Source organism: Streptomyces sp. NPDC046870 (assembly GCF_040704595.1).
Taxonomy (GTDB): Bacteria; Actinomycetota; Actinomycetes; order Streptomycetales; family Streptomycetaceae; genus Streptomyces; species Streptomyces argyrophylli.
Genome location: NZ_JBEYXM010000009.1, coordinates 246,822 through 272,810, shown reverse-complemented (window position 1 = coordinate 272,810; position 25,989 = coordinate 246,822). Strand labels below are relative to the sequence as shown.

20 protein-coding genes and 1 pseudogene are annotated in these 25,989 nt (G+C 73.7%); 5 read left to right on the top strand and 16 right to left on the bottom strand.

Annotated features, from left to right (window positions below; genetic code table 11):
• The first annotated feature begins 65 nt into the window (after window positions 1-65).
• Window positions 66-1,487 (top strand): lipase maturation factor family protein, encoded by a 1,422-nt coding sequence (locus AB0946_RS21910; protein WP_366762301.1) that lies wholly within the window; start codon window positions 66-68, stop codon window positions 1,485-1,487.
• Here AB0946_RS21910 and AB0946_RS21905 read toward each other — a convergent pair.
• The 8 genes from AB0946_RS21905 to AB0946_RS21870 are packed head-to-tail and all read right to left on the bottom strand — an operon-like array spanning window position 1,475 to window position 9,350.
• Window positions 1,475-2,314: an amidohydrolase family protein gene (locus AB0946_RS21905; protein ID WP_366762300.1), complete on the bottom strand. Its 840-nt coding sequence runs from the start codon at window positions 2,312-2,314 to the stop codon at window positions 1,475-1,477. The genes AB0946_RS21910 and AB0946_RS21905 overlap by 13 nt on opposite strands.
• Entirely contained in the window at window positions 2,311-2,625 is a 315-nt protein-coding gene (locus AB0946_RS21900) for an L-rhamnose mutarotase (protein WP_366762299.1), read from the bottom strand. Before AB0946_RS21900 ends, AB0946_RS21905 begins: the two co-directional genes overlap by 4 nt.
• The gene (locus AB0946_RS21895) at window positions 2,622-3,590 is read right to left on the bottom strand and encodes an aldo/keto reductase (protein WP_366762298.1); all 969 of its coding nucleotides are present in this window, start codon (window positions 3,588-3,590) and stop codon (window positions 2,622-2,624) included. The genes AB0946_RS21900 and AB0946_RS21895 overlap by 4 nt, the downstream gene beginning before the upstream one ends.
• Window positions 3,587-4,360 carry an SDR family oxidoreductase gene (locus AB0946_RS21890; RefSeq protein WP_366762296.1) on the bottom strand — a complete coding sequence of 258 codons (774 nt, stop codon included), beginning with the start codon at window positions 4,358-4,360 and terminating at the stop codon, window positions 3,587-3,589. The genes AB0946_RS21895 and AB0946_RS21890 overlap by 4 nt, the downstream gene beginning before the upstream one ends.
• Window positions 4,357-5,697 carry an L-fuconate dehydratase gene (locus AB0946_RS21885; protein ID WP_366762295.1) on the bottom strand — a complete coding sequence of 447 codons (1,341 nt, stop codon included), beginning with the start codon at window positions 5,695-5,697 and terminating at the stop codon, window positions 4,357-4,359. Before AB0946_RS21885 ends, AB0946_RS21890 begins: the two co-directional genes overlap by 4 nt.
• Window positions 5,698-5,732: 35 nt before the next feature.
• Complete coding sequence (locus AB0946_RS21880) at window positions 5,733-6,758, bottom strand: ABC transporter permease (protein ID WP_366762294.1); 1,026 nt, start codon at window positions 6,756-6,758, stop codon at window positions 5,733-5,735.
• The gene (locus tag AB0946_RS21875) at window positions 6,751-8,289 is read right to left on the bottom strand and encodes a sugar ABC transporter ATP-binding protein (protein ID WP_366762293.1); all 1,539 of its coding nucleotides are present in this window, start codon (window positions 8,287-8,289) and stop codon (window positions 6,751-6,753) included. The genes AB0946_RS21880 and AB0946_RS21875 overlap by 8 nt, the downstream gene beginning before the upstream one ends.
• Window positions 8,286-9,350, bottom strand: a complete 1,065-nt coding sequence (locus tag AB0946_RS21870) for a sugar ABC transporter substrate-binding protein (protein ID WP_366762292.1) — start codon at window positions 9,348-9,350, stop codon at window positions 8,286-8,288. The genes AB0946_RS21875 and AB0946_RS21870 overlap by 4 nt, the downstream gene beginning before the upstream one ends.
• A 163-nt stretch (window positions 9,351-9,513) precedes the next feature.
• Between AB0946_RS21870 and AB0946_RS21865 the strand changes: the two genes are divergently transcribed.
• Window positions 9,514-10,215, top strand: coding sequence for a FadR/GntR family transcriptional regulator (locus AB0946_RS21865; protein WP_366762291.1), 702 nt, complete (start codon window positions 9,514-9,516; stop codon window positions 10,213-10,215).
• Between the two features lie 91 nt (window positions 10,216-10,306).
• On the opposite strand, the gene AB0946_RS21860 is transcribed toward AB0946_RS21865, so the two are convergent.
• A complete protein-coding gene (locus AB0946_RS21860) occupies window positions 10,307-12,343 on the bottom strand; it encodes an endo-beta-N-acetylglucosaminidase (protein ID WP_366762290.1) in 2,037 nt (678 codons plus the stop codon).
• 177 nt (window positions 12,344-12,520) lie between these two features.
• Here AB0946_RS21860 and AB0946_RS21855 point away from each other — a divergent pair, with 177 nt between their 5' ends.
• Window positions 12,521-13,894 carry an amidase gene (locus AB0946_RS21855; protein WP_366762289.1) on the top strand — a complete coding sequence of 458 codons (1,374 nt, stop codon included), beginning with the start codon at window positions 12,521-12,523 and terminating at the stop codon, window positions 13,892-13,894.
• Between the two features lie 188 nt (window positions 13,895-14,082).
• On the opposite strand, the gene AB0946_RS21850 is transcribed toward AB0946_RS21855, so the two are convergent.
• Window positions 14,083-14,256, bottom strand: a complete 174-nt coding sequence (locus AB0946_RS21850) for a hypothetical protein (RefSeq protein ID WP_366762288.1) — start codon at window positions 14,254-14,256, stop codon at window positions 14,083-14,085.
• Between the two features lie 452 nt (window positions 14,257-14,708).
• Between AB0946_RS21850 and AB0946_RS21845 the strand changes: the two genes are divergently transcribed.
• The gene (locus AB0946_RS21845) at window positions 14,709-15,104 is read left to right on the top strand and encodes a hypothetical protein (protein ID WP_366762287.1); all 396 of its coding nucleotides are present in this window, start codon (window positions 14,709-14,711) and stop codon (window positions 15,102-15,104) included.
• Between the two features lie 82 nt (window positions 15,105-15,186).
• On the opposite strand, the gene AB0946_RS21840 is transcribed toward AB0946_RS21845, so the two are convergent.
• From AB0946_RS21840 to AB0946_RS21815, 6 genes are all read right to left on the bottom strand, one after another.
• Entirely contained in the window at window positions 15,187-16,704 is a 1,518-nt protein-coding gene (locus AB0946_RS21840; RefSeq protein ID WP_366762286.1) for an SDR family NAD(P)-dependent oxidoreductase, read from the bottom strand.
• Between the two features lie 223 nt (window positions 16,705-16,927).
• Complete coding sequence (locus tag AB0946_RS21835) at window positions 16,928-18,259, bottom strand: wax ester/triacylglycerol synthase family O-acyltransferase (RefSeq protein WP_366762285.1); 1,332 nt, start codon at window positions 18,257-18,259, stop codon at window positions 16,928-16,930.
• 147 nt (window positions 18,260-18,406) lie between these two features.
• On the bottom strand, window positions 18,407-20,728 hold the full coding sequence (locus AB0946_RS21830; RefSeq protein ID WP_366762284.1) for a GH92 family glycosyl hydrolase: 2,322 nt from the start codon (window positions 20,726-20,728) through the stop codon (window positions 18,407-18,409).
• 126 nt (window positions 20,729-20,854) lie between these two features.
• Window positions 20,855-22,075 (bottom strand): glucose-1-phosphate adenylyltransferase, encoded by a 1,221-nt coding sequence (glgC, locus tag AB0946_RS21825; protein ID WP_366762283.1) that lies wholly within the window; start codon window positions 22,073-22,075, stop codon window positions 20,855-20,857.
• A gap of 50 nt (window positions 22,076-22,125) precedes the next feature.
• Window positions 22,126-23,277: a glycogen synthase gene (gene glgA, locus AB0946_RS21820; RefSeq protein WP_366762282.1), complete on the bottom strand. Its 1,152-nt coding sequence runs from the start codon at window positions 23,275-23,277 to the stop codon at window positions 22,126-22,128.
• 40 nt (window positions 23,278-23,317) lie between these two features.
• Window positions 23,318-24,082, bottom strand: coding sequence for a (2Fe-2S)-binding protein (locus AB0946_RS21815; RefSeq protein ID WP_366762332.1), 765 nt, complete (start codon window positions 24,080-24,082; stop codon window positions 23,318-23,320).
• Window positions 24,083-24,310: 228 nt separating this feature from the next.
• Here AB0946_RS21815 and AB0946_RS21810 point away from each other — a divergent pair.
• Window positions 24,311-25,135: pseudogene (locus AB0946_RS21810) on the top strand (DMT family transporter); the annotation flags it as partial.
• Window positions 25,136-25,989 lie beyond the last annotated feature (854 nt).

Here is a 25,989-nt window from a genome sequence, read left to right as displayed (position 1 = left end):
GCAACTCGGGGAACGCCGTGACGACAGCGGCGCCGGTGTCGCCGTACAGGAGGGCGCGCACAGCCGTGGACTGGTTCACCGCACCCGGCTACTGGCTGAGCCGGCTGGTCTTCCAGCGGGCCCTGGCCGCCGTGTACCTGGTCGCGTTCCTGACGGCGGCCCTGCAGTTCCGGGCCCTGCTGGGCGAGCGCGGGATGCTGCCGATCCCGCGGTACCTGGCCCGCGCGCGGTTCCGGCGCGCCCCGAGCCTGTTCCACCTGCACTACTCCGACCGCTTCTTCGCGGCCTGTGCCTGGACGGGCTGTGCGGTCGCGGCGGCCTTGCTGGCCGGGGCGGACTCGCTGCTGCCGCTGTGGGCCGCGATCCTGCTGTGGCTGGTGCCGTGGGCGCTGTACCTGTCGATCGTCAACGTGGGCCAGACGTGGTACGCGTTCGGCTGGGAGTCGCTGCTGCTGGAGACGGGCTTCCTGGCCGCGTTCCTCGGCAACGGCGAGGTGGCGCCGCCGGTCGTCGTGCTGTTCCTGCTGCGCTGGATCCTGTTCCGGGTGGAGTTCGGTGCCGGGCTGATCAAGATGCGGGGCGACGCCTGCTGGCGGCGGCTGACCTGCCTGGACTACCACCACGAGACCCAGCCGATGCCGGGCCCGCTGAGCTGGTTCTTCCACCACCTGCCGAAGCCGCTGCACCGGGTGGAGGTGGCCGCCAACCACGTCACCCAGCTGGTCGTACCGGTCCTGCTGTTCACTCCGCAGCCGATCGCCTCGGCCGCCGCCGCGCTGATGATCCTCACCCAGCTGTGGCTGGTGCTCTCCGGCAACTTCTCCTGGCTGAACTGGATCACCATCGTGCTGGCGCTGTCCGCGCTCCGGCTGCCGGCGGCCGCGCCGCCGGTGCCGCCGGCGCCGCTGTGGTACGAGGTGCTGGTGCTGGCGGTCGGCGCGCTGCTGCTCTTCCTGAGCCACCGCCCGGTGGTCAACATGGTCTCCCGCCGCCAGGTGATGAACCGCTCCTTCGACCCGCTGCACCTGGTGAACACCTACGGTGCGTTCGGCAGCGTCAGCCGGGTCCGCTACGAGGTGGTGGTCGAGGGCACGCTGGACGACACCCCGCGCCCGGACTCGGACTGGCGGGAGTACGTCTTCAAGGGCAAGCCCGGCGATCCCCGCCGCTGGCCGCGCCAGTTCGCCCCCTACCATCTGCGCCTGGACTGGCTGATGTGGTTCGCGGCGCTGTCCCCGGCGTACGCCGGTGAGTGGTTCGGCGGTCTGGTGGAACGCCTGCTGGAGAACGACCGGGACACCCTGCGGCTGCTGCGCCGTTCCCCCTTCCCGCCCGGCACCCCGCCCCGCCATGTCCGGGCCCGGCTGTTCCGGTACCGGTACACGACCTGGCGGGAGCTGCGCGAGACGGGGGCGTGCTGGGAGCGGACGTTCGTGCGGGAGTACCTGCCGCCGACACGGCTCGCGGGCGGGGTTCACAGGTCGTAGACACGGCTCGCGGTGGTCTCGAACAGCGCGGTGCGCTCCGCCTCGCCGAGCCCCGCCGTCACCTCCCGGGTGAGCGCGTGGACCTCGGCGTAGCTCATGGCCAGGGTGCACACCGGCCAGTCGGAGCCGGCCATCAGCCGGGCGGGGCCGAAGGCGTCCAGGGCGGTGTCGACGTACGGACGCAGACCGGCGGCGTTCCGCGTGTCCGGGCCGGCCTCGGTCACCAGGCCGGAGAGCTTGGCGACGGTGTTGGGGAGGGCGGCGAAGGCCCGCAGGGCGGCAGCCCAGGACACGCGCTCCCCGGAGGCGATGGGCGGCTTGCCGAGGTGGTCGAGGACGAAGGTGAGCCGGGGCAGGGCCCGGGCCGCCGCCGTGCAGGCCGGCAACTGGTGGGGCTGGACCACGAGGTCGTAGACCAGGCCGGCGTCGGCCACGGCGGCCAGACCGCGCAGGACGTCGGGCCGCAGCAGCCACTCGGGGTCGGGTTCGCCCTGCACCTGGTGCCGGATGCCCTTCAGGTGGGAGCCGCCGGGAAGCTCGCGCAGCCGGGCCAGTTCGTCGGCGATGCCGGGGCGGGTGAGGTCGGTCCAGCCGACGACCCCGGCGATCAGGTCGTGGGCGGCGGCGAGGGCGAGGAACTCGGGGGTCTCCTCGGGCACGGTGACGGTCTGGACGAGCACGGTACGGTCGACCCCCACGGCGCGTGCCTGGGGTTCGAGGTCGGCGACGGTGAAGTTCCGGCGCAGCGGCCGGAGTCCGGGTCCCCGGATCCAGTCCTGGTCGCGGACGCTCAGGTCCCAGACGTGGTGGTGGGCGTCGACGCTCATGGCAGCTCCCACACGACGGGCAGGGTCGCGGCCGCGCCCTCGGCGGAGTAGTCGTGCGTCACGTCCAGCAGGTCCGCCATCCGGGTCTGCCAGGCCGCGTTGACCGGGAGCCGTTCCAGCTCGGCGAGGAGACGGGCGTAGTCCGCGCACTCCAGGACGTGGAAGAGGTCGGTCCCCGATCGCCAGATGGTCCAGGACGTGGCCCCCGCGGCGCGGATGGCGTCGGTGAGGTCCTTCGGGACCGCGCGGTGGGCGGCCTCGTACTCCTCGATCCGGTCCGCGCGGACCCTGGTGTGCAGGGCGACCCTCATGACGCTTCCTCCGGGGGCAGCAGGCCGGTCGCGCGCAGTTCCCGCCAGAAGGCGTCCGGCACCGGCCTCGCGAACTGCTCGGCGCAGTCGTGGACCTCGGCGGGCGAGCGGGCGCCGGCCAGGACGCTCGCCACGGCCGGGTGGGCGGAGCAGAAGGCGAGGGCGGCGGCGCGCAGGGTGGTGCCGTGGCGCTCGGCGACCGCCTGGATCCGCAGCGCCCGGTCCAGCAACTCCCGCGGTGCCCGGGTGTAGTCGTAGGTCGGGTGCCGGGACGGGTCAGCCAGCAGGCCGGAGTTGAAGGCGCCGCCGACGACCACGCGGACGCCGCGTCGCACGGCCTCGGGCAGCAGTTCGGTGGCCGCGCTCTGGTCCAGGAGGGTGTACCGGCCCGCGCAGAGCACCACGTCGACGTCCGTGTCACGGACGAACCGGGTCAGCATCTCCGCCTGGTTCATGCCCGCCCCGATGGCGCCCACGACGCCCTCCGCGCGGAGTTTCTCCAGCGCCGGGTAGCCCTCGCGGAAGGCCTGTTCGGCGTGGTCGTCGGGGTCGTGGAGGTAGACGACGTCGACCCGGTCGAGGCCGAGGCGTTCCAGGCTCGCCTCCAGGGTGCGGCGGACGCCGTCGGCGGTGAAGTCCCAGACGCGGCGGTGGTCGGCGGGTACGGCGAAGCCGTTGGCCAGGTCGTCGCCGGTGCCGTCGGCCGGTTCCAGGCGGCGGCCGACCTTGGTGGAGACCGTGTAGGCGGCGCGGTCGTACTCCCGCAGGGCCGCACCCAGGCGGCGTTCGGACAGCCCGAGGCCGTAGTGGGGGGCGGTGTCGAAGTAGCGGATGCCGCGCTCCCAGGCCGCCCGCACGGTCGCGTGGGCCTGTTCGTCGCCGACCGGGGTGTAGAGGTTGCCGAGGGCGGCGGCGCCGAGGCCCAGGGAAGTGACGTCGGCGCCGCCGCGGCCGAGGGGGGTCACCGGTCCGCCGCCGGACGCGGCCTGAGGCCCTGCATGCCGCCGTCGACAGCGAGGGCGGTGCCGGTGGTGGCGCCGGAGAGCGGGCTCGCCAGGTAGGCGATGGCGCCCGCGACCTCGGCGGCGGAGACCAGCCGGCCGGTGGGCTGGCGGGCCTCGAGGGCGGCCCGTTCGGCGGCCGGGTCCTCGGCCGCGTCCAGCAGCCGGCCGATCCACGGGGTGTCCGCCGTACCGGGGTTGACGCAGTTGACGCGGATGCCCTCGCGGACGTGGTCGGCGGCCATGGCGAGGGTCAGGGAGTACACGGCGCCCTTGGTCGCGCTGTACAGGGCGCGCTGCGGCAGGCCGGCGGTGGCCGCGATGGAGCAGGTGTTGACGATGGCCGCGGTGCCGGGGCGGGCGGTGGCGGCGCGGCGCAGGTACGGCAGGCACGCGCGGGCGGTGCGGACCATGCCGAGGACGTTGACGTCGAAGACGTGCCGCCACTCGGCGTCGTCGTTGTCCTCGACGGTGCCCTGGGCGCCGATGCCCGCGTTGTTCACCAGGACGTCCAGCCCGCCCAGCGCCTCGGCCGCGTCCTGGACGGCGGTGCGCACCGAGGCGTCGTCGGTGACGTCGGCGCGCACCGCGAGGAGGGGCTTGTCGACGGCGGACGGGTCGAGGTCGAGGACGGCGACCTGGGCGCCGCGGGCGGCGAGCAGGTCGGCGGTGGCCCGGCCGATGCCGGACGCGCCGCCGGTCACCAGGGCCCTCAGTCCCGCGAAGTCGCTCATGCCGCCTGTCCCTTCTGCGTGTCGGGGTCGGCGGCCCAGTAGGTGCCGCCGGGGAAGGTGTACCGCGCGAGGGACTCCGGGCGCAGGGCGGCGGAGAAGCCGGGCACGGTGGGCGCCGAGTAGTGGCCGTCGCGGATGACGACCGGGGTGACGAAGTGCTCGTGGAGGTGGTCGACGTACTCGATGACCCGGTCCTCGGTGCTGCCGGAGACCGCCAGGTAGTCGAACATCGACAGGTGCTGGACGAGTTCGCACAGGCCGACCCCGCCGGCGTGCGGGCAGACGGGGACGCCGAACTTGGCGGCGAGGAGCAGGATGGCGAGGTTCTCGTTGACCCCGCCGACGCGGGCCGCGTCGATCTGCACGATGTCGAGGGCGCCGGCCTGCAGCATCTGCTTGAACACGATCCGGTTCTGCACGTGTTCGCCGGTGGCGACCTTCACGGGGCCGACCGCGCGGCGGATGGCGGCGTGGCCGAGGACGTCGTCGGGGCTGGTGGGCTCCTCGATCCAGTACGGGCCGAACTCGGCCAGGGCGTTCGTCCAGCGGATCGCCTCGTCCACGTTCCAGCGCTGGTTGGCGTCGATCGCCAGGCGGATCTCCGGTCCGACGACGGCGCGGGCCACCCGGCAGCGCCGGATGTCGTCGTCGAGGTCGGCGCCGACCTTCAGCTTGATCTGCCGGAAGCCGTCGGCGACGGCCCGGGCGGCGAGCCGGCCGAGCTTGTCGTCGTCGTAGCCGAGCCAGCCCGGGGAGGTGGTGTACGCGGGGAAGCCGCGCTCCAGGAGGCGGGCCCGGCGCTCGGCGGCACCCGCTCGGCCGCGCCTGAGCAGGTCGAGGGCCTCCTCGGGGGTGAGGGCGTCGGTGATGTACCGGAAGTCGATCTGCCGGACCAGCCACTCGGGTTCGGCGTCGGCGAGCAGTTGCCACAGGGGTTTCCCGGCCCGCCGGGCGGCGAGGTCCCAGGCGGCGTTGACGACGGCCCCGATCGCCATGTGCATCACGCCCTTCTCGGGGCCGAGCCAGCGCAGCTGGCTGTCGGCGATCAGGTCCCGGAAGAGCGAGCCGGGGTCGGCGCACAGTTCCTCGACGTCGCGGCCCAGCACATGGCCCCGCAGCGCGTCGATCGCGGCGACCTGGACGTCGTTGCCCCGCCCGATGGTGAAGGTGAATCCGTGTCCCTCCAGGCCGTCGGCGGCGTCGGTGCGCAGGACGACGTAGGCCGCCGAGTAGTCGGGGTCCGGGTTCATCGCGTCGGAGCCGTCCAGCTCGCGCGAGGTGGGGAAGCGGATGTCGTGGGTGTCGACCGCGATGACGCGGGCGGGAGCGTCGGACACGGATGCCCTTTCTGCTGGGGGAAGGTGGCGGTTCATCAGTCCTGGGCGCGGCCCGTGGTGACACGGGCGATCATCAGGGCGACGAGGATGATGCCGCCGTAGATGGCCTGGATCCAGAACGACGGCACCTGGGCGAGGGTGAGCAGGTTCTGCACGACGCCCAGGAGGAGGACGCCGGTCAGGGCGCCGAACATGGTGCCCTTGCCGCCGTCCAGGCTGATGCCGCCGATCACCGCCGCCGCGAACACGGTGAAGATCATGTTCTGGCCCTGGTTGGCGCTGATCGCGCCGACGTAGCCGGTCTGCATGATGCCGCCGACGGAGGCGAGGACCCCGGCGACGACGAACACCCCGAGCATCACGCGGTCCACGCGGATGCCCGCGGCGCGGGCGGCCTCCGCGTTGCCGCCGATGGCGTACAGGGCGCGGCCGACCCGGTGGTACTTCAGCACGCCTCCGGTGACGGCGAAGGCGACGGCGGCGAGCCACACCGACATCGGGACGTCGAGGAAGGTGGTGGTGGCCAACGAGGAGAAGCTGTCGGGCATGCCGAACAGGGTCTTGCCCTTGGTGGCGCCGACCAGCAGCCCGCGCAGCACGATGAGCATCGCGAGGGTCACGATGAACGCGTTGAGCTTGAACTTCACGACCAGGACGCCGTTGAAGGCGCCGACGGCCGCGCCGGCGACGAGGATGGCGAGCAGGGCGACCGGCGCCGGGAACCCGGTGCCCCAGCCGGCCTGCGCCGAGGGCAGGACGAGGAGCGCCCCCACGGCGGGGGCGATGCCGACGACCGACTCCAGGGACAGGTCGAACTTGCCGGTGATGAGCACCAGCGACTCGGCGAGCACCACCATGGCGAGGGCGGCCGAGGCGCCCAGGATCGAGATGAGGTTCCGCTCGGTGAGGAACGAGTCGTTGACCACCGCGCCCAGCACCATGAGCAGCAACAGGGCCGGCACGAGGGCGAGTTCCCGCGCGCGGCGCAGCAGCACGGCCCGGGCGGCGCGCTGGTCGGGGAGGCGGGGCGAGGTGAGCGGCGGGGCCTTGGTGTCAGCCATGGTCCACTCCTTCGATGGAGGCGATCAGCTCGTGGTCGCGCCAGCCGGCCGGGTGCTCGGCGACGATGCGGCCGTGGAAGAGGACGAGGACGCGGTCGCAGCGCCGCAGGTCGTCGAGTTCGTCGGAGACGACGAGCACGGCCGTGCCGTCCTCGCGGGCGCTGTCCATGCGGGCCAGCAGGGACTCCTTGGACTTCACGTCGACGCCCGCCGTCGGGTTGATCAGGACGAGCAGGCGGGGGTCGGAGGCCAGGGCGCGGGCCATGACGACCTTCTGCGCGTTGCCTCCGGAGAGGTCGGAGACGGGCTGTCCGGGGCCCTCGGTGTGGATGTCGAGGCGGTCGATCAGCTCGGTGGCGAGACCGCTCCTGCGGTCGGTGCCGACGAAACCGAAGCGGCCGAGCCGGTCCAGGACGCTCAGGGTGGTGTTGTCGCCGACGGTCATGCCGGGGACCAGGCCCTGCTCGTGCCGGTCGCGGGGCACCCAGCCGACGCCCGCGTCCAGCGCCGCCCGCACGTCGCCGAACGGCAGCGGCTCTCCTCGCAGCAGGGCCGAGCCGCCGGCCGGGGTGTGCAGTCCGGCGAGGGTCTCGGCCAGCTCGGTCTTGCCGCTGCCGCTGGTCCCGGCGAGTCCCAGCACCTCACCGCGGCGGACGGTGAGGTCGATACCGTCGTACGCGGTGGAGGTCAGGCCGCGCACGTCGAGCACGACCGGGGCGGTGCCGTGCACGGTGCCGCGCGGCCGCGCCCGCTCGGCGACCGACTCCCCCGCCATGGCCTCCACCAGGGCCGCCCTGGGCAGCTCGGCCACGGGGGCCGTCGTGATCCAGCGGGCGTCGCGCAGCACGGTGACGGTCTGGCAGACCTCGTAGACCTCTTGCAGGTGGTGCGAGATGAACAGGAAGGTCACCCCGGAGTCCTGGAGGGCCCGCATCCGGTCGAACAGCCGCTCGATCTCCCGCTTGTCGAGCTGGGCGGTGGGTTCGTCCAGCACGATGAACCGGGCGCCGAAGCTCAGCGCGCGGGCGATCTCCACCATCTGGCGGTCCTCGACCTTGAGGTCGGCGGTACGGGCCCCCGGGTCGACGCGGACGTCCCAGGTGGCGAGGAGATCGGCGGCCTCGGTGCGCAGCCGCCGCCAGCTGATCAGCCCCCGTGCCCGCGGCTGCCGGTTGAGGAAGAGGTTCTCCGCGACCGTCAGTTCCGGTACGACGGTGGGCTTCTGGTACACGCAGGCGACCTTGCGGCGCCAGGCGTCCCGGTCGGCGAGCGGGGGCGCGCTCTCGCCGTCGAAGCGGACCGTGCCCGCGTCCGGGGCCTGGAGGCCGGTGAGGATGCTCACCAGGGTGGACTTGCCGGCGCCGTTGCGGCCGACGAGGGCGTGGGACTCTCCGGGCAGCACGGTGAGCCGGCCGTCGGCGAGGGCGACCGTGGGGCCGTACCGCTTGACGATGTCCTCCGCTTCGACCAGGGGCGTGGCGTCGCCGGGCGGGGTGGTCGTCGGACTGTGGCTGAGCGGACCGTGGCTCATCGGACCGTGTTGCCCCACAGCTTGGGGTCGTCGACGTTGTCCTTGGTGACCAGCGGGGCGGGCAGCTGGTCCTCCAGGATGCCGCTGGGCAGCTTGACGATCGTGGAGTCGTGGTCGGTCGGGCCGGGCTCGAACTTCTTCCCCTCCATCGCCGCCTTGATGTAGTACAGGCCGTACTTGGCGTAGGCGTCGGCCGGCTGGGAGACGGTGGCGTCGATCTGGCCCTTGCGGATGGCCTCGTACTCCTGCGGGATGCCGTCGTTGGAGACGATCGCGATGTGCCCCTTCTGCCCGGCCGCCTTGAGCATGTTCTTCGACTTCAGGGTCTGCAGGGTGGGGGCGAGGTAGACACCGCCCGCCTGGAGGTAGATGCCCTTGATGTCGGGGTTGGCGTTGAGGAGGGTGTCGAGCTTGGCGGCGGCGGTGTCGGACTCCCACTTGGCGGGGATCTCCAGCACCTTGAGCCTGGGGTACTTCTCCTTCACGCAGGACCGGAAGGCCTCGGAGCGGTCGCGGCCGTTGACCGAGGCCAGGTCGCCCATGATCTGCACGACCTTGCCGCTGCTCACGTGCTGCCCGAGGTAGTCGCAGGCCTTCTTGCCGTAGGCGACGTTGTCCGCGCGCACCACCATGGCGACCTTGCCCTTGTCGGGCGCCACGTCCACGGCGACGACCGGCACGCCCTTGCGTTCGGCCTGGTCGAGTCCGGCCTGGATGGCGGCGCTGTCCAGCGGGGCGACGACCAGCCCCTTCACGCCCTGGGTGAGTTCGTTGTCGATGTCGGTGATCTGCTGCGAGGGGTCGCTGTTGGAGTTGACCGTCTTCAGCACCTCGACGCCCTCGGACTCGGCCATCTTCGGCACGTAGTCGTTGTACGACTGCCAGAACGGCGAGGTCAGCAGCGGCAGGATCACGCCGACCTTGCCGGTGCCGCCGCTTCCCGCACTCGCGGTGTCCTTGGTGCTGCCGCAGGCGGCGAGCACGAGCGAGGCGCCGACGGCCAGGGCCGCCGCGCCGGTGATCCGGGACCTGCTGCGTTTGCTCACTGTGCTGGCGGGCATCTCGCGGCTCCTCGTCGAGGTGGTTCGAGCGACGACCGCATACTTATCAGACCACTCAGGCGCCGGAACACCCTCGTGCAGCGAAAATTCCCGCTGTGGACGCATAGTGGTCGGACCACTCGGCTGGCTAGACTGCGACGCACCCGGTGACTGGAGGAGTGGCGTGGACGAGGCAGCCCCGCAGAAGGGCACGGTGACCCAGCGCGCCATCGAGGAGATCAAGGCGATGATCGCCGAGGGCCGGCTGGAGCCGGGCCAGCGGCTGCCCACCGAGCGGGAACTGGCCGTTCAGCTGGGCATCTCACGCAGCTCGATGCGGGAGGCGATCCGCGCCCTGACGGTCATGGGGGTCCTGGAGGCACGGCACGGCTCCGGGATCTACGTCACCGCACTGGAGGCCGGCGACCTGCTGGAGACCTTCGGGGTGGTCGCCGACCTGTCCCGGGGCCCGCGTCTGGTGGAGCTCCTCGAGGTGCGCCGGATCCTGGAGTCGACGGCGACCGCACTGGCCGCCGCGCGCATCACGGACGACCGGCTGGCCGCCGTGGAGAAGCACCTGGCGGCGATGAACGCGACCGACGACCCCGAGGAGATCCTCGCCCACGACCTCGCCTTCCACCGCGAGATCGCGTCCGCCGCCGGCAACGAGACCATGGCCGCCATCCTCGACGGCCTGTCCTCGCGCACCTTCCGCGCCCGCGTCTGGCGCGGTTACCAGGAGGAGGGCGCCTTCGCCCGCACCCGCCGCGAACACGCCGCCATCCACCGCGCCCTCGCCGCCCACGACCCCGAAGCGGCCCGGGCGGCGGCAGCGGCCCACGTGGGCGAGGTGGAGGAGTGGCTGCGCACCCAGCTCGGCGGGTAGCGACGACGACCGGGGCGGAGGCGGTGCCTGGACCGGCTCCGCCCCTGCGGAGCACCCGTTCGCCCAGCGGTCTCCCAGCGGTTCCGGGTGGCTACCAGGGGTGGGTCACCGTCACGGGTGCCGAGGCGTTGTACAGCTCCCCCACCGCGCGCAGTTCGAACCGTGCGGCCGTCTCGCCTTGTTCGGGCCGCTGACCGGCGACGAAGTAGGCGCGCTGGCCGGTGGCGCCGAGGAAGCGGCGGGTGCCGTCGGGAAGGAGGCGGTGGAGGGTGTAGTGGCGGACGGCGCCCGGGGCGGCGGTCCAGGCGAGGCGGAGGTCGCCGCCGTTCGCCGCGGTGACGCGGGCGCCGGAGGGGGCGGCGGGCGCGGTGACGCTGTCGCGTACGGCGAGGCCGCCCAGGCGCCAGCGGACCGGGCCCTCGGTCGCGGTGAGCCGTACGCCGAGCGCGTGGACGGTACCGGACAGCCCTGTGAGCGGTACGGTCACGGTCTGCCAGCCGTTGACCGACCGGACGCGGACTCCCTTGTCGGCCGCGTTCACCGGCAGACAGGTGTAGGGCGCAGTCGCCCCGGGCCCGCTCGGCTCGGCCGTCGCCACCGCCGGCTCGACGGTCACCTCCCCGGACTCGCTCCGGTACGTCAGCTCGACCACCGTGTTCTCACCGATCGGCAGCCGGGTCGCGTACAGATCCACCACCACCGGCTGATCCAGCTCCCCCGCGACCAGCAGGCTGCTGCCGCCACGCCAGGCGTCGGCGAAGTCGAAGGAGACGGCCGGCCGCTGCCCCGCCGTGCGCACCGCCCACCGCCGCGACGGCAACCGGTCCTGGAGCCCGAGGTGGTTCCAGGGCGCCTCCGAGGTGACGGCCCCCTCCTCGTACCACCGCAGTCCGTGCCCGGTGTTGAACACGCTCGCGAACGGCACCGAGGTCACCGTCGACCGGTCGGCCACCGACACCGCGGGCGCCCGCCACGGGTCGCTCGGGTCGGGCCGCGACGGATCCAGTGACCGCCCCGTCCAGAACCGGTCGTCGGCCGCGTGGAAGATCTCGGGGGCACGCTGGTCCGCGGGCAGGTGGTTGCGCGTCCACTCGGGCCGGTAGAAGCCGATCGACGTGACGTGCGCCTTGCCGGCCGGCACGATCGCGTCCCAGTTCACGGAGGTACCGGACCCGTTCGACTCGACGTCGACACCCGCCCACAAGTCGTAGCGGCTGCGCCCGAGCTGGTCCGCCTTCGTACCGGAGGCGGCGAGCGTGGCCGCGCTCCACCGGAAGTCCACGAACATGTCGTCGGCGGCCTGGAAGAACGCCTGGTTCTGGCTGTTCAGGGCACCCTGCCAGCTGACCGCGCCGTTCACGGTCATCGCGTCGTACCAGGTCACGCGCTGCCCCCTGGCCGCCGCGAGCGCCTTCAGCTCCTTGAGGAAGCCCAGCATGGCGGTGCCCAGCGCGGTGTTGCCGCCGCTGGTCTCGGCGTTGACGAACCAGCCGTCGAAGCCGTACGCCGCGGCGACCGCGACGAGTTGCGCGGCGAGCGGGTAGTGGCCGGTGGCGTCCTTCTGCACCAGGTCCCGGGTCCACTGGAGCTGTCCGCCGTAGGCCACCGGCGGCAGGAAGATGTTCCCGAGGACGGGGACGCCGTGCCGGTGGGCCGCGTCCACGACGGGCGCGTTCGGCGCGAGGATCAGGCCCTCGCCGGCCGAGCCGCCCCAGAAGACCAGTTCGTCGATGTACGCCCAGTGGGTCAGGGCGTAGTAGTCGGCGGTGGCCGAGCCCTGGGAGGGGTTGGCGGAGGTGGGGCCGAAGGAGACCAGGGCCTGCACGCGGGCCTGTCCGGAGCGGGCGGTGGTGTTCGCCGGGGCGGGGGTGAAGCGGGCGGCGAGCGGTATGGAGGCGGCGTTGAAGGCGAGGTCGGGGTCGTCGGCCGCGCGCCAGCTCTTCAGGCTGCGCCAGGTGACGCCGGGGCCGGGACTGCCGGCGGGCAGCGAGTCCGGGTACCAGTAGGAGGCGTACGGCGGGGTCGCGGCGGCGGCTCGCGGGGCCGCCTGCGCGGCCGGCACGGACAGCGCGGGGGTCAGGGCGGCGGCACCGGCGGCGATCAGGACCGTGCGTCGGGTGGGGTTCACGAGCGGAGGCCTCCATGGGGGACGGGACGTACCTGCTGTGACGACTGCGCCGTGACATCGTTGTCGGGGCCGTCGGCGGAAGTCAATGACGGTGCACGGCCTCTCGACGCGCGGCCCCCTGAACCGGCACAGTTCTCCCTGCCCGACTTCCGTACCCATGAGTAACGAGGAGCGCCCGTGAGCAGCTGGGCCGGCCGGAGTGCCACCGAGATCGCCGCCGCCGTCCGCGAGAAGCGGGTGACGCCGAGGGAGGTGGTGGCCGGGCACCTCGCGCGGATCGAGCGGCTCGACGGCCGGATCGGGGCGTTCCGGAAGGTCCGGGCCCAGGCGGCGCTCGCCGAGGCCGACGAGCTGGCGTCCCGTGCCGATCTGGCCGGACTGCCGCTCGCGGGCGTGCCGTTGGCGGTGAAGGACAATCTCGCGGTGCGCGGTGAGTCGTGCCGCAACGGCTCCGCCGCCACCCCGGACGTCCCGGCCGCCGAGGACCATGTCACGGTGGCCCGGCTGCGGGCGGCGGGCGCGGTGGTCGTCGGGCTGACGAACGTGCCCGAACTGTGCGTCTTCGGCACCACGGAGGGCCCGTACGGCATCGCCCGCAACCCCTGGGACCTCTCCCGCACCGCAGGCGGCTCCTCCGGAGGCAGCGCGGCGGCGGTGGCCGCCGGGTTCGTGCCGCTCGCGCTGGGCAACGACGGGATGGGCTCACTGCGCATCCCGGCCGCGAACTGCGGTCTGGTCACGCTGAAGCCGGGGCACGGGGTGGTGCCGGCGGGGATCGGCGACGGCGACTGGTTCGGCATGTCGGAGAACGGCCCGCTGGCCACGACGGTCGAGGACCTGCGGCTGATGCTGGCGGTCCTCGCGGACACGGAGTTCGACCGGCCGCGGGAGGGGACGCGCCGGAAGATCGCCGTCGGCCTGCGCAGTCCGCTCGCCGGGGTGAGCGTGAACCGGTCGTATACGGCCGCGGTCCGGCAGGTGGCCGGGGCGCTGGCCCGGGCGGGGCATCAGGTGCGGCGGGCCGAGCCGCCGTACCCGCTCTCCCTGGGCGTGACCGCGCTGCGGCACTGGACGGCGGGCACGGCGGTGGACGCCCAGGGCCTGGACCGGGCGCGGCTGGCCCGCCGGACCCGGGTCCACGCGGCCGTGGGCCGCCGGTTCGTCCGGCCGGTGGGCACCGGCGAGGCGCGCGAGCGGCTGCGCGCCCGGCTGACGCCGTTCCTCACCGAGTACGACGTGCTGCTCACCCCGGCCCTGGCCCGCCGCTCCCCGCAGGCCGGGCCGTGGCACGAGCGCGGCTGGCTGCGCAACGTCCTGGTCAACACCGCCTACTCGCCCTTCACCCCGGCGTGGAACCTGACGGGCTGGCCCGCGATGTCCGTGCCGGCCGGCGCTCTGCCCTCGGGCGCTCCGTGTGCCGTACAGCTGGTGGGCCGGCCGGGCACGGAGGCCGTCCTGCTGGAGCTGGCGCGGGAGTTGGAGGAGCTGGGCCCGTGGCGGCGGACGGCTCCGGTGGCGGAGCCGGGCGAGGGACCGGCACCCGGTAGGTGAGGCGCGGTGGAGCGGACCGGCGACGGGTGGCGGAGACGCGCGGGAGCCGGACCGGCGGGCGGCGGCCGAGGTGTGCGGGAGGCCGGACCGGCGGGCGGTGTCCGGGCGGCGGCCCTGGTGATCCGCATGGGCGTGCGTCTGTCACGCCCACGCGGGCGGCGATCGCGAGGGGACGGACCGACCCGGGGTCAGTCCACGCTCGGCAGGATGTGGGGCTCGGCGAGGTCGTCCTCGTAACCCGCGAGGCGGATCGGGGCGGACCGGGCCCACACGTCGAGGCTGCCGAGTTCTCCGGGCCGGCGGCCCGCGCGCTCCGCGTGTTCCTTGGGGCGCTGCTCGCGATTCGTCTTCTCCGGTGTCACCGCGCACTCCTTATGTGTCGGTCACCCTCAGGGCGTACCGGACAGTCTGCGCTCCGGTGCTCGACGCCCGTTCGGGTCTGGATGGAAGGCCAGTTCGGACGCGGTGGCGCCGGTTCCTCTGTCAGAGCAGGCCGTTGTCCGCCGGCTCGCCCCAGGACGGACGGTGGGTGTGGGTGGAACCCCGGTGCTGGTGTCCGTCGCCTCCAGACTAACCAAATGAGCGGGCATCCGCTCGATAGGGAATGCAAACAACCTGTAACCGATGCACTTCTTTCCGCTCCTCAATACCCCCCAATATGGGGCCCTTTGAAACAATCCGCTCACGCTGCCGACACGGCGAATCACCCGTGTGGCCTACAGGAACGAACACCCCTTCAAGTGCTGTTGGCCCGGCGGCAAGCTCGTCATGTTCTGCTGACGCCGCAACGGCTGTCTCGCGGAAGGGCTGACGCATGGAGCTGCGCAGTGTCGAGGAGCTGATGGATCTGCTGCACGCCGGCCGGCCCCGGCAGGCGCTGCGCACGGCCGCGCTGCTGCGCCGCAGCCGTCCCGCCGACAAGGAACTGCAGGTGGCGGGGCTGGTACGGGGTATCGGGCCGGTGCTCTGCCCGGGTGACGAGGCGGCCGGGGCGCGCAGCGCGGCCGAGGCGGTGCGCGCCCTGCTCGGGGAACGGGTGTTCCGGCTGGTCCGGGGTGACGCGGACCCGGCGGACGACGATGCGCTGCGGCTGCGTCAGGCCGGCGAGGAGAGCCGCACGGCCGGCCTCGACGCGGGCGTGCTGGAGGACTGGCGCACGGTGCTGGAACTGGTGGCGGCCCGCCACACGCGGCTCGGCGCCGTCGACTGAGGGAACGGCGGCCGCCGTGGCTCGCGCGCCGGGGCCGTGACCCGTGCCCGGGCGCGGCCCCCGCGGCGGCTCCGCCCGTCGTCTACCACTTGCCGGGGGCGTAGTCCTTCAGGAAGACGCCGTACAGGTCCTCGCCCGCCTCGCCGCGCACGACCGGGTCGTAGACGCGGGCGGCGCCGTCGACCAGGTCGAGCGGTGCGTGGAAGCCGGCCTCCGCCAGGCGCAGCTTGTCGTAGTGGGGGCGTTCGTCGGTGATCCAGCCCGTGTCGACCGAGGTCATGAGGATGCGGTCGGTCTCGAACATCTCGTGGCCGCTGGTCCGCGTCACCATGTTCATGGCGGCCTTGGCGGCGTTCGTGTTCGGATGGCCCGCGCCCTTGTACCCCCGGCTGAAGACGCCCTCCATGGCCGAGACGTTCACGATGTACGCCCGTCCGCTCGCCGCCTTCCGGGCTGCGTCGGCCATGGCCGGCCGGAGCTTGCTGATCAGGATGAACGGCGCCGTGTAGTTGCACAGCTGGGTCTCCAGCAGCTCCACCGGGGAGATCTGCTCGATCGTCTGCACCCAGGTGTTGGACTCCACGACGTCGGGGAGCAGGCCGCCCGCGTCGATGGCGGTGCCTTCGAGGTGCCGGGCGACGCTGGCGTTGCCCGCGACCAGGGCGAGGTCGGCGACCTTCTGCGCGTCGAGGCCGCTGGTGCCGACGGGCAGCGCGGCCAGGCCGTCGACCGCACCGGAGTTGAAGGCGCCGATGACGTGGTGGGCGGGGAGCTCCCCGGCGGGCAGCGGGGCGCTCTCGCCCTCGACCAGGGCGGCGTAGGCCGAGGGCAGGCGGCGCACGGTCTGGGTGGCGTTGTTGATCAGGATGTCCAGCGGGCCGGCCTCGGCGACCTGATCGGCCAGCGCGACGACCTGGCCGGGGTCGCGCAGGTCGATGCCGACGACCTCCAGACGGTGGATCCAGTCCGCCGAGTCCTCCATCGCCTTGAAGCGGCGGATGGCGTCCTTGGGGAAGCGGGTGGTGATGGTGGTGTGCGCGCCGTCACGGAGCAGGCGCAGCGCGATGTACATGCCGATCTTGGCCCGGCCGCCGGTGAGCAGGGCGCGCTTGCCGGTGAGGTCGGCGCGGGCGTCCCGCTTGGCGCGGTTCTCGGCGGCGCACTTCTGGCACAGCTGGTGGTAGAAGTAGTCGACCTCGACGTAGCGCTGCTTGCAGGTGTAGCAGGAGCGCGGGCGCTGGAGTATGCCCGCGATCCGGCCGGCCTCGACCTTGGAGGAGGGCAGGATGCCCTCGGTCTCGTCGTCGATGCGCTCGGCGGAGCCGGTGGCGGTGGCCTCGGTGACGGCACGGTCGTGCGCGGTCTTGGCGGCGCGGCGCTCCTGGCGGCGGCGCTGCTTGACCGTGCGGTAGATGTGCGAGGTGGCACGGCGGACCGCGACGGCGTCGGGGTGGTCGACGTCGAGCCGGTCGAGCTCCTCCAGCACGCTCAGGCAGACGGCCAGCCGCTCCGGGTCGATACCGGGCCCGTGGACCGCCTCCTCCATGGCGGCGTCCGTGGGCACGTCCATCGCCGCCGAGCCGTCGTCTGTCACCGTCATCGCGCTGCCGCTTCCCTGATCACCCGCGCAGCGCTCCGACTCGCGCCCGCTTTCGAACAGCGAATTTTACGGAGCCCGGCCCGCCGCACCAAACCGCTGCCGTGCCGGGTGGGTACCGATCACGACGGACGGGCCCGGAGGCCGACGCGCGGGGGCGCCTTCCGCAGCCACCCGCACCGCGCGCGGCCCCGCCCCGCACCCGGCGCCGGAAGCCACCCGGGGCTCAGCCGTCGCAGACGGTCAGCAGCGTCTCCACCTCCGCCGACACCGCGTGGGCGAACCGGTCCAGGTCCGGCACGGCCTCCGCGTCGGCGACCAGGCCGTAGTGCACGCGCCCGCGATACGTCGAGATCGCGACCGCCAGCGCCTGGCCGGGCGCGAGCGGGGCCAGCGGGTACACCTCGGTCAGCTCGTGGCCGCCGAGCCGCAGCCCGAGCCCGGGCAGCGGCACGCTGGTGACCAGGATGTCGAACCACAGCCGGGCCGCCTGGCCGACCAGCGGCCCGCCGAGCCGGTGCCCGAGCGCCGGCACGTGATCGGCGAGCAGCGCGACCGCGCCGGCGCCCCGGTTGGGACCCGCGTCCTTGTTGCGGACCATCGCGGTCCGCACCGTCTCCAGACGGCCGAGCGGGTCGGGCTCGTGCACCGGAAGCCGTATCAGGTATCCGGAGAGCCGGTTGCCCTGCGGCTGGGCGGTGTGCGGACGGCGCCGGGAGACGGGGATCAGGGCGCGCGGCGCCACACCCCCGCTGCCGTCGCCCCGCTCGTCCAGCCAGCGGCGCAGCGCGCCGGCGACGACGGCGATGAGGACGTCGTTCACGGTGCCGCCGGCGCTCTTGCGCACCCGGTGCACGTCGTCGATGTCGAGGACGACCCCGGCGGTGCGGCGGGTGCCGCTGGGCGCGGAGGTCAGCGCGGCGCACGGCCGCATGCCGAGGGTGGACAGGGCGAGCGAGGCGCCGATGTCCAGGGCCCGGCCCACGTCCGACAGCGCGTCCCGGAACAGTCCCGGCATCCGCGCGGGCAGCCGACGCACGTCGGACAGCAGGCCGCGCGGCGCCTCGATCGGGCGGGGCGCGCGCTCGGGCAGGTCGACGGGGTCCAGGACGCCGGCGGCGAGCTTCAGTGCGCGCAGCCCGTCGGCGAGGGCGTGGTGGAACTTGAACAGCACGGCGAAGGACACACCGTCCTCGCCGGGCAGCACGTGCGCCTCCCACGGCGGCCGGCCGCGTTCCAGCGGGCGCTGCATCAGCCGGCCGGCGTCCGCGTGGAAGTCGTCGGTCGGGGCGTGCAGCCGTACGTGGTTCAGGGGGTCGAAGTCCGGGTCGGTCTCGCGCGTGGCGCCGCCGAAGGCGAGCGGCTGCCACAGGTCGCGGATGCGCATGCGCAGGCCGGGTACGGCGGCGGCCCGGGCGGCGAGCAGGTCGGCGGCGTGGGCCCCGGCGGTGGGCGAGTGCGCGGAGAAGACGCCGAGCGCCCCGAGGTGCATCGGGTGCCGGTCGGACTCCATGTTCCAGAAGGCCAGGTCGAGTGGAGCGAGCAGGTCGGAAGTCAAGGGCGTGCCTCACGCGTCGATGAGGGGGGGCATCAGCAGTCAATCCCTGCCGGCGATTACGGTCAAGTACGATCGAGCTACGCTCAGTTAATGTCAGGTTAAGTCCCGCCGCCGGTGGGAGCGGCGGGACGCAGGCGACGGCTGAGGTCATTTCAGGACGGGCGGCGCCGCTTCGGGTGACGTACCCCACTCCGACGGGCGCGGGCCGACCGTGAAGGCGAGGGAGCGCAGGGAGCGCAGCGCGCCGGTCGTCAGATAGGTCCGGCCGTGCGGCCTGCCGTCCGTGTGCACGGCCTGGACGTAGCGGTCGGCGGCCGAGGTGCCGGGCGCGGTCACCGTCAGCCGGCCGGCGGGCCAGTGGCGGCGGTCCAGGGTCAGGTCGACGCGGTCGAAGACCGGGGTGGTCAGGCCCCAGGTGTCGTAGCCGGGCTGGACCGGGAAGAGGCCGATGGAGGACAGGACGTTCCAGGCGGACATCGTGCCGAGGTCGTCGTTGCCGGTCATGCCGGTGGGGCTGTCGGTGAACAGGGTCAGCGCGGCGTGCACGACGTCGGTGGTCTTCCAGGGCTGGCCGGTGGAGAGGTAGGTGTAGGGCGCGATCAGGTCGGGCTCGTTCATCGGGTTGTAGACGGCCGCGTTGTAGTAGGCGTACGGGTCGCCGTGCACCCACACCTCGCGGGCGGTGCCCTCCGGGTCCGCGAGCAGCCGGTCGTAGGCGAAGAAGGCGTCCAGGCGGGCGTTGGCCGCGCGCGTGCCGCCGATCAGGCCGACCACGCCCGGCACGTCCTGCGGGACGAGCCACTGGTACTGCCAGGCCGTGCCCTCGTGGAAGCCGGTGCCGCGGGCCGGGTCGGGCGAGCCGGTGAAGGCGCCGGAGGCGTCGCGGGCGCGGAAGAATCCGGTGCCGGCGTCGAACACGTTCCGGTAGTTGCGCGAGCGGGCGGCATAGCGGGCCGCGTCCTCCTCGTGGCCGAGCCCGCGCGCCATCTGGGCGAGCATCGCGTCCGCGAGGGCGTACTCCAGGGTGACGGAGGCACCGTGGTGGTAGTCCGAGTCGCCCATCTTGGCGTACGGCCGGCCCTTGACGTAGGGGGCGAAACCCCCGGCGACGTACTCGGCGTTGGCCTCCCGGCCGATGCCCGGGTACTCGGCGGGCGGCACGCCGTCGGCGTTCTTCTTCAGCGCCCGGTAGGCCCGCTCCTCGAATCCCTCCAGCAGCCCCATGTGGTAGGCGGTGGTCAGGAACGGGGTGACCGGGTCACCGCTCATGATGTTCGTCTCGACCGGCCCGTAGCCCCACTTGGGCAGCCACCCGCCGTCCTCGTCGACCGCGACCACCGACCGGGCCATGTCCCGGGCCTCGCGCGGGGCGAGCAGGGCGAGCAGCTGGGCCTGGGTGCGGTAGGTGTCCCACAGCGACCAGTTCTGGTAGTAGGTGAAGCCGCGGGCGCGGTGGGTACGGCGGTCCCAGCCGAAGTAGCGGCCGTCGGCGTCGCTGCCGACGTTGGGCGCGAGGTGGGAGCGGTACAGCGAGGAGTAGAAGGTCCGGCGGAGCGTGGGCGTGCCGCCGCGCACCCGGACGGCGGCGAGCCGGCGCTCCCACTCCTCGCGGGCCCGGTGGCGTACGGCGTCGAAGGTCTGTCCGCCCTCGGCGCGCAGGTTGCCGGCGGCGCCGCGCGAGTCGACGTACGACAGCGCGGTGGTCGCCTCGACCGTGCGGTCCCGGGTGGTGTCGAAGCGGACGTAGGCGCCGCCGGATCCGCTGCGGGCTCCCGGGGTGACGGTCCCGCCGTCCCAGGTGCCGTAGGCGGTGAAGGGCCGGCTGAAGCGGGTGATCGTGTAGACCGTGTAGGGGCCGGTGTCCCGGCAGAAGCCGTGGCCGGTGATCTCGGTGCGCACGGTGCGGTCGTCCAGGATCCGCACCGTGCTGCTCACCGCCTTGTGCAGCGACTGGGCCGCGTTCAGCAGGACGTTGGCCTTGTCGGTGGCCGGGAAGGTGTAGCGCTGGACGCCGGTGCGGGCGGTCGCGGTGAGTTCGGCGCGGATGCCGGAGGCGAGGCCGACGCGGTAGTAGCCGGGGCTCGCCTCCTCGTCGTCGTGCGAGAAGGCCGCCGCGTACTGGGCGTAGTCCGTCTGGGTGACGTCGCCGGTGGTGGGCAGCACGGGCAGGTCGCCACCGATCCGGCAGCCGACGCCCGAGAGGTGGACCAGTGAGAACCCGCGGATACGGTTCTGCGCGTAGTCGTACCCGGTGCTGTGCCCGGTGTCCGGGGAGAGCTGGACCATGCCGAAGGGCACGGCCGCGCCGGGGAAGGTGTTGCCCTCGTTCTGGCTCCCGATGAAGGGGTTGACCAGGTCGGTGAGGTGGCCGTCGGTCCGCTCGGCGGCGCGTGCGGCGGGGGTGGCGATCAGCGCGGACGCTGCCATCACCCCGGCCAGGCACAGCCGCGTGCGCCGGGTCCCTCTCATGTCGGATGACCTCCGCAGGTTGGACGTCGTTGCCTGCATCCTGGACGGCCGACGGTGCAAACCTGGGCATTCCGAGAGGGTGATGTCGAACGCGTCGCGCCGTGGCGGCGGCTGACGCGCTGTCCGTCAGGGCACCCGCTGCCCCTTCCCCAACGCGATGACCCCGCCCTTGGACACGGTGTACAGCTCGGCGTCCCGTTCCGGGTTGACGCCGATCGTCGCGCCGGGCGGCACCTCGACGTTCTTGTCCAGCACGGCGCCGCGGACCACCGCGCCTCGGCCGATGCGGACGTTGTCGTGCAGGACCGAGCCCTGGACGACCGCCCCGGGGTCGACGCGGACCCCCGGGGAGAGCACCGACCGGGTGACCTGGCCGCGGATCAGGCAGCCCGCGCTGATGATGGACTCGCTCGCGATGCCGCCCGCGTTGAAGCGGGCCGGGGAGAGCTGGTAGGAGTGCGTGTAGATGGGCCACTGCCGGTTGTAGAGGTTGAACGCCGGGCGCTCGGCGATCAGGTCCATGTGCGCCTCGTAGTAGGCGTCCAGGGTGCCCACGTCCCGCCAGTAGCCCTGGTCGCGGCTGGTCTCGCCGGGCACGTGGTTGTCGCTGAAGTCGTACAGCTGCGCCTCGCCGCGCGCGGTCAGCTGGGGCAGGATCGAGCCGCCCATGTCGTGCACGGACTGGCTGTCCTCGGCGTCCCGGTGCAGTGCCTCGATCAGGACCTTGGTGGTGAAGACGTAGTTGCCCATCGACGCGAAGACCCTGTCCGGGTCGTCCGGCAGGCCCGGGGGGTCGGCGGGCTTCTCCAGGAAGCGCTCGACGGTACGGCCGTCCGAGCCCGGGGTGATGACCCCGAAGGAGGAGGACTCCGCGCGCGGCACCCGGATGCCGGCCACCGTCACGCCCGCGCCGCCCTCGATGTGCTGCGCCAGCATCTGCCGCGGGTCCATGCGGTACACGTGGTCGGCGCCGAACACGGCCACGTACTCGGGCTGTTCGTCGTGGACCAGGTTCAGCGACTGCAGGATGGCGTCGGCGCTGCCCAGGTACCAGCGCGGGCCGAGCCGCTGCTGGGCGGGGACCGGGGTGACGTAGTTGCCGAGCAGGCTGGACATCCGCCAGGTGGTGGTGATGTGCCGGTCCAGCGAGTGCGACTTGTACTGGGTCAGCACACAGATGCGCAGCACGTCGGCGTTGACGAGGTTGGACAGGACGAAGTCGACGAGCCGGTAGGTGCCGCCGAAGGTGACGGCCGGCTTGGCGCGGTCCGCGGTCAGCGGCATCAGGCGTTTGCCCTCGCCGCCGGCCAGCACGACCCCGAGTACGGAAGGCCCTCCACGACGCATGGCCGCTCCCCTCACCGTGGTTGAACCATGATTGCCCCGAGCGGGCCGGACTAAGCCTGCTTGAGGATCTCCTCGTACAGCCCCGCCGTGCGGCGGGCCACCGCGTCCCAGCCGAACTCCCCCACCGCGCGGGCCCGTCCGGCCTCGCCCATCCGCCGCGCCGCGTCCGGATCGCCGAGGACGGTGTCCAGCGCGCGGACGAGCCCGGACTCGAAGTCGTCGTCCGCATCGACCAGGAGACCGGTACGGCCGTCGTCCACCACCTCGGGGATGCCGCCCACCCGTGACGCGACGACCGGCGTGCCGCAGGCCATCGCCTCCAGGTTGACGATGCCCAGCGGCTCGTACACCGACGGGCAGGCGAACACCGCCGCGTGCGTGAGGAGTTGGATCACCTCCGTGCGCGGCAGCATCTGCGGGATCCAGAACACGCCCGCCCGCACCCTGCGCAGCTCCTCGAACAGCTCCTGGAACTCCCGGTCGATCTCGGGGGTGTCGGGCGCGCCCGCGCACAGCACGACCTGGGCGTCCGGGTCGATGTCCCGCACCGCGCGCAGCAGATGGGGCACGCCCTTCTGCCGGGTGATCCGTCCGACGAACAGGACGTACGGGCGGGCGGGGTCGATGCCGTGCCGGGTGAGCGCGTCGGTGCCGTGGTCGGGCCGGTACAGCCGGGTGTCGATGCCGTTGTGGACGACGTGGACGCGGGCCGGGTCGAGGGCCGGGTAGCAGGCGAGGATGTCGTCCCGCATGGCGCCGGAGACGGCGATCACCGCGTCGGCGGCCTCGATCGCGGTGCGCTCGGCCCAGCCCGAGAGCGCGTAGCCGCCGCCGAGCTGCTCGGCCTTCCAGGGGCGCAGCGGCTCCAGCGAGTGCGCGGTGACCACGTGCGGGATGCCGTACAGCAGCTTGGCGACATGGCCGGCGAGATTGGCGTACCAGGTGTGGGAGTGGACGAGTTCGCGGCCTTCCAGGGCGGCGGCCATGGCGAGGTCCACGGAGAAGGTGCGCAGCGCGTCGTTGGAGCCGTCGAGGACGGACCAGGGCCGGTGCCGTACGACGCCGACGCCGCGGCCCTCGCCCCAGCAGTGCACCTCCAGGTCCACCAGGGCCGCCAACTCGCGGGCGAGGAACTCCACATGGACTCCGGCGCCGCCGTACACATCCGGGGGGTACTCCCGGCTCAGCAGTCCCACTCGCACCCGGCAACCCCCTGGTCTCGGTGGCAGGTTCCCCTCATGGTCACCCAGATGCGGCGCCCGGGGAAGAGCGCGGGGAGGAGCGCGGCGCCGCGGTGAGGCAGCAGTCGCCGCAGAGCCCGCCGCCGGGCACCCGGTAGTACAGACAGCAGCTGCGGCGCCGGAACACCGGGCCGGTGCGGGTACCGGTGGCGCTCAGCAGGGGGTGGACGAAGAGGTCACCGGTGAGCGTCCGGGTGCGGGCCGCGACGTCGCTCCGGCCGTGGGCGCGGGCCCAGCGGCTCAGTTCCCGGGCGGTCGCGGCGAGCGCGGAGCCCGCGTTGCCCCACAGCAGGCCCGGCGCGACGCCGTAGCGGGCCCGCAGGACCGCCGCCAGGGGCTCCAGGTGACCGTGCAGCACGGTGCCGGCGAGCGTGGCGGCGTCTCCCGGCAGCGGGCGCAGCTCGGTGAGCCACAGATCGTCGGGGACGGCGGCACGGGCGTCCCAGCGCAGCAGACGCGGGTCCAGGTCGGGCAGCCGGCCGTACAGGACGGCACAGCCGAGGGCCGCCGACCACAGCCGGGCGGCCAGTCCCTGCTGGGCGAGGGAGGCGGCGACCCGGGGCTCGCCGGTCCCGAGCCGGTCCGCGACGGTGGCGACGCGCAGCGCCAGCGGATCGCTGCCGGTCTCCGCGGGCGCCGCCGCGTAGCCCTCCGCGAGGGCCGGCAGCCGTCGGCCGCCGGTGCCGTCGGCGGTGCCCGGGAGGGTGCGCAGCGGGAAGAAGCCGCCGAGCGCGCGCAGGGCGGAGAGATCGGGGTCCAGGTCCACGGCAGACACTCGTACCAGGCGCGCCGCGGGCGTGATCGGGCGGGTGCCCGCCCGCGTTCACCCGTCCTGGGGATGATCAGGCCGCTGGTGTACTCCATCGGCAGTAGGACGCATTGCGTGCTCAGGTACGACGACGGGAAGCAGCCGGGCGGGCAGAGTGTTGACCATGTCAGCCGACCGTACCCCGCGCCGGGCCCAGGACACCCGTCGCACGCAGAGGAGACACCGATGAGCGCCCTGGCGTTGTCCGTGCTCCTGTCGGTCGTCTCCGCCCTCGCCTACGCGGGCGGAGCGATCGTGCAGGAGCAGGTCGCGGTGTCCTCCCCCGACAGCGGGTACCTGCCGCTGCGCCGGCCGGGCTGGTGGGGTGCGCTGGCGCTCAACGGTCTCGGCGGCGTGCTGCACGTGGTGGCGCTGGCCTACGGGCCGCTCAGCCTGGTCCAGCCGCTCGGCGCGCTGACCATCGTCTTCGCGCTGCCCCTGGCGGCGCTGTGCGTCGGCCGCCGGGCCGGCGCGACCGCCTGGCGCGGCGCGCTCATGGCCACGGTGGGTCTCGCCGGTCTGCTGTCCCTGGTCGGTTCCTCCTCCGCGCACTCCCTGGCCCCGGCCCAGCGGCTGGCGGTCGCGCTGGTCACCGGCGGGGCGGTGGTGGCGCTGATGTTCGCGGGCCTGGCCGCGCACCGGCACCCCGCCGTGCGCAGCGTGGTCCTGGCCACCGCGTCCGGCATCGCGTTCGGCATGTCGTCGGTGTTCACCAAGACCGTCGCCGTCGACTGGGGCGACGGCATCGCGCTGGGCGACCTGCCCTCGCTCGCGGTGATCGGCCTGTTCGCGGTCGCCGGCGTCCTGCTGTCCCAGGCCTCCTACCGGGGCGGCGGCCTGGCCGCGCCGCTGGCCACGCTGACGGTGGTCAATCCGGTGCTGGCCGCCGCGGTCGGCATCCTGATGTTCGGCGAGACGTTCCGCTACGGCACGACGGGCACCGTGCTCGCCCTGGGCTGCGGTGTGGTGGCGGCCGGCGGCCTGATCATGCTGACGACGGAGCGGCTGACCCGGGAGACGGCCGGTGTTCCGGCGCCGGCCGGGCCCGCCGCGTGGGAAGTGCCGGGGGGCGAGCAGGCAAGTCTCCCCGTACCTCGGCCGCGCGAGGGCGTGGCTGCCGGTGCGGAGCGGGGCGGGCACCCGGCAGCCGGCGCCGGAGCGGCCGAGCCGGGGGCACGCCCCGGGACGCCCGAACCGGCGCTCCCCGCCGGGCCGGGCGAGCCGGTACGCGTCCCCGGGGCGGCGGCCCCGGCCCGGACCGGGCCGAGCGAGCCGGCCGGCCGCGCGGGTCTGACCGAGGCCGTGGTCGGCGCCGAGGCGGGCGTGCGTGCGGGGGCCCCTGCGGGGGTGGCCGAGCCGGTGACGCGTGCCGGGGCTGACGAGCGGGCGGCCCTCGTCACGGCAGCCGAGCCGGTCAACCACCCGGAGCCGGCCCGCCGCGCGGGTCTGACCGAGGCCGTGGTCGGCGCCGAGGCGGGCGTGCGTGCGGGGGCGGCCGAGACCGTGGTCCGCGCCGCGGCGAGCCTCCTTGCGGGGGCCCCTGCGGGGGCGGCCGAGCCGGTGACGCGTGCCGGGGCCAACGAGCCGGCGGCCCTCGTCACGGCAGCCGAGCCGGTCAACCACCCGCAGCCGGCCCGCCGCGCGGGTCTGACCGAGGCCGTGGTCGGCGCCGAGGCGGGCGTGCGTGCGGGGGCGGCCAAGGCCGTGGTCCGCGCCGCGGCGAGCGTCCTTGCGGGGGCGGCCGAGCCGGTGACGCGTGCCCGGGCGGACGAGCCGGCGGCCCTCGGCACGGCAGCCGAGCCGGTCAACCGCCCGCAGCCGGCCCGACGAGCCGTACGCACCGGTCCGGCCGAGGCCATGGCGCA